Genomic DNA, 3,246 nt, shown 5'->3' with positions numbered 1-3,246 from the left:
CTTCTTCGACACCGCCGACGTCTACAACGGCGGCCAGAGCGAGATCGTGACCGGACGCCTGCTCCGCAGGCTCTTCGGCTCCCGCGAGGAGTATGTCGTCGCGACCAAGGTGCACGGCAGGACGATGCCCGGCGAGAACGGCCGCGGCCTCTCCCGCAAGCACGTCATGGCCTCGATCGACGGCTCATTGGAGCGGCTCGGGCTCGACTACGTCGACCTCTACCAGATCCACCGCTGGGACGACCTGACGCCGATCCAGGAGACGATGGACGCCCTCCACGACGTCGTGAAGGCCGGCAAGGCTCGCTACCTCGGTGCCAGCAGCATGTACGCCTGGCAGTTCGCCAAGGCACAGCAGGTGGCGGCGACGCGCTTTGTCTCCATGCAGAACCACTACAACCTGATCTACCGCGAGGAAGAGCGGGAGATGATCCCGCAATGCCTCGACCAGGGAGTCGGCATCCTGCCCTGGAGCCCGCTCGCGCGCGGGCTGCTGGCCGGCACCGTCACCGCCAGCGGCGAGCAGCGAACCACCCGGGCCCGCACCGATCCGTTCCTCCACTCGCTCTACCGGCCCGACCTCGACCTCGCCGTGATCAAGCGCGCCGCCGAGGTCGCCGCCCAACGGGGCGTCTCCACTGCCCAGGCCGCGCTCTCCTGGCTCCTGCACAAGCCGGGCGTGACCGCGCCGATCGTGGGCGCGACCAGGCTCGAGCACCTGGAGGACGCCCTCGCGGCCGAGCACCTCTCCCTGAGCGACGAGGAGATCGCACGGCTCGAGGAGCCCTACGTGCCCCATCCCGTGTCCGGGATCGAGCTCTAGTCCCTTCAGGGCGATGCTTGCGCGCTAGGCGAGGCGGTGGCGGTGGTGGCGGCTCCTGGTGAGAAGCAGCCGATACGGTTGTGGTCGGTTGAACGCTCAATGTGGCGTAATCCGCGAATTTGGCCCTACCTGCCAATTACAGATAGGCTTCCCCGCCGTCACGGTCCGTGACGGAGGCGGAGGAGCCCGTGATGCCTCCTGGGCGATCCCCGTGGCCGACTGCGACGCGACAACCTCCCCGCCCACCACGGTCGCCGAGCCGCCCACGTCCACCACGTCCACCACGCCCACCACGATCGACGACGGTGGCAACGGCAACGGGCACGGCAACGGCAACGGCAACGGGTACGGCAACCGCAACACGACGCCCATCGAGCTCGGCTAGGCGCGACCCCCGAATCTCGAGGATCGCCGGCGCCTCACGTCGCTTCGCCGGGCTCCGCGGTGGCGCTGGGGCCTGCCGCTCGGCCCCGATAGGCTGCCCGGATGTTCTCGGCGGTGGTGATGTCGGCCAGTGCTACCGGGGTGAGCGCCCGGAAGCCGGCCTTGGGCCACAGGAACAGCCAGGTGGTGAGCACGAAGGGGGCCGTCAGGGCTGGCATGCCGATGGGGGCGAGCAGCACCGCGATGGCGGCGAATGCGATCACGCTGAACGCCGCGGCCAGCAGCGCGTAGATGGCCGAGCGCCAGGTGAGCACGAAGAACAGCCCGCCGATGGCGATGGCGCACAGCACGGCGTTGAAGCCGTACAGCCCGTGGTAGGCGGTGAAGCCGTCGCCGCCCAGGGCCAGGGCGGTCAGCAGGCCGATGGCCGCCCCGAGGGCGGCGAAGGCGGCCGAGATCCGCGAGTTGACGGCGATGGCGACCAGGAAGATCACCCCGGTCAGCAGGTTGTCCTCGAACATCACCTCGCCCACGCCGCGGAAGAAGCCGTGGGCCAGGTTGGCCGCGGTCAGGCCCCCGGTGCCGGTGGCCAGCTCCCGCAGCTCGGTCTGGACCGTGGCCGCCGGGTCAGGGGCCGCAGGGGCGATCAGCTCGGTCGGTTGGAGGAAGTCGAACTGGTAGACGGCGAACAGCAGCAGCCAGGCGGTGAGCACGAACGGGGCGGTCAGCGCCGGCATGTCCCAGGGGCCGAGCAGGTTGATCAGGGCCATCATCACGATCGTGGAGACGACCGCCCCGAGGACGATGTAGGCGGCCAGCAAGAGGTCGAACTCGAAGAAGAAGGCCAGGGCGATCCCGACCAGGATGCCGTTGAACCCGAAGAGGCCGGCCCGGATCAGCGCCCGGTCGGCCCCCAGCAGGTGAGCGGCCAGGGTGCTGGCGGCCAGGGCGAGCAGGCCGGCGCCGCAGAACTTGAACGAGTTGACCAGGATGCCGACGAGGAACAGCAGGCCGGTGAGGGGGTTGTTCTGGAACATGACCTGGCCGACACCGCGCAGGAGGGTGTCCACCACCCCGACTGCCGGGTTGCGCTCGGCCATCGTGACCCAGCTCGCTGCCGCGCGACCTGGCGCGCCCCCATCTGCCATGGCGTTCCGCCTCCTCCCGAGTCCGAGCCAGCGAAGCTGCCAGCAGCAGGGCGGCCGGACGCCCGGCGTGGTGCCGGGCGTCCGGCGTGCTGCCTGCCGCTAGGAGGTCATGGCGCACTGCCCCCGGTCGGCCTTCCTCGGGCCGTCCGCGGTGGGCCGGATGTCGAAGTCGAAGATCGCGGTCGGCAGGTACAGGGAGGCGCAGGCGTTGGGGATGTCGACGATGCCGCTGATCCGGCCCTCGATCGGGGCCGAGCCGAGCAGCAGGTAGGCCTGCGGACCGGAGTAGCCGAACGTCTTGAGGTACTCGATGGCGTTCAGGCAGGCCCGCTTGTAGGCCAGCGTGGCGTTCATGTAGTAGTTGGTGTTGGTGTCGTGGTCGACCGACACGCCGATGAAGGTGACGAACTCGCTGTAGCGCGGCTCGACGTTGCCGGGCATGAACACCGGGTTGGTGCTGACCCCGTACTTCTCCATGCCGCCCTTGATCAGGTCGACGCCGAAGTCGATGAAGCCGCCCATCTCGATGGCGCCGCAGAAGGTGACCTCGCCGTCGCCCTGGCTGAAATGGAGGTCGCCACCTGACAGCTTGGCCCCGGGGACGTGGACCGGGTAGAAGACCCGCGAGCCCCTAGTGAAATTCTTGATGTCGTGGTTGCCGCCGTTCTCGCGGGCGGGGACGGTCCGGGCGCCCTCCCGGGCCACCTTCTGGAGCTCCGCGCCGGTCAGCGTGCCGGCCAGGGTGTTCTCCTCCAGCGGGGGCAGGGCCAGGGGCGGCACCCGGTCCGGGTCGGTGGCGATCAGCGCCCGCTCCCGCTCGTTCCACCTGGCCAGCAGCTCGGCCGAGGGGGCGGTGCCGAACAGGCCGGGGTGGGTGATGCCGGTGTAGCG

4 protein-coding genes are annotated in these 3,246 nt (G+C 69.7%); 2 read left to right on the top strand and 2 right to left on the bottom strand.

The window, feature by feature from the left end:
* Positions 1 to 823: aldo/keto reductase (locus tag VF468_25950; protein ID HEX5881731.1), on the top strand; the 823-nt coding region annotated here is incomplete at its 5' end.
* 211 nt (positions 824 to 1,034) lie between these two features.
* Positions 1,035 to 1,208 (top strand): hypothetical protein, encoded by a 174-nt coding sequence (locus VF468_25945; protein HEX5881730.1) that lies wholly within the window; start codon positions 1,035 to 1,037, stop codon positions 1,206 to 1,208.
* A gap of 34 nt (positions 1,209 to 1,242) precedes the next feature.
* Here VF468_25945 and VF468_25940 read toward each other — a convergent pair whose 3' ends face one another.
* Both VF468_25940 and VF468_25935 read right to left on the bottom strand, forming a co-directional pair.
* Positions 1,243 to 2,307, bottom strand: a complete 1,065-nt coding sequence (locus VF468_25940; GenBank protein HEX5881729.1) for an urea transporter — start codon at positions 2,305 to 2,307, stop codon at positions 1,243 to 1,245.
* A gap of 147 nt (positions 2,308 to 2,454) precedes the next feature.
* Positions 2,455 to 3,246: acetamidase/formamidase family protein (locus VF468_25935; GenBank protein ID HEX5881728.1), on the bottom strand; the 792-nt coding region annotated here is incomplete at its 5' end.

Source organism: Actinomycetota bacterium (assembly GCA_036280995.1).
Classification (GTDB): Bacteria; Actinomycetota; CALGFH01; order CALGFH01; family CALGFH01; genus CALGFH01.
This window is presented reverse-complemented; position numbering and strand designations above follow the sequence as displayed.

What these genes read in the sequence shown, in the direction of transcription:
- VF468_25940 (HEX5881729.1), bottom strand. Translation starts at nt 2,307, where the DNA reads ATGGCCGAGCGCAACCCGGCAGTCGGGGTGGTGGACACCCTCCTGCGC.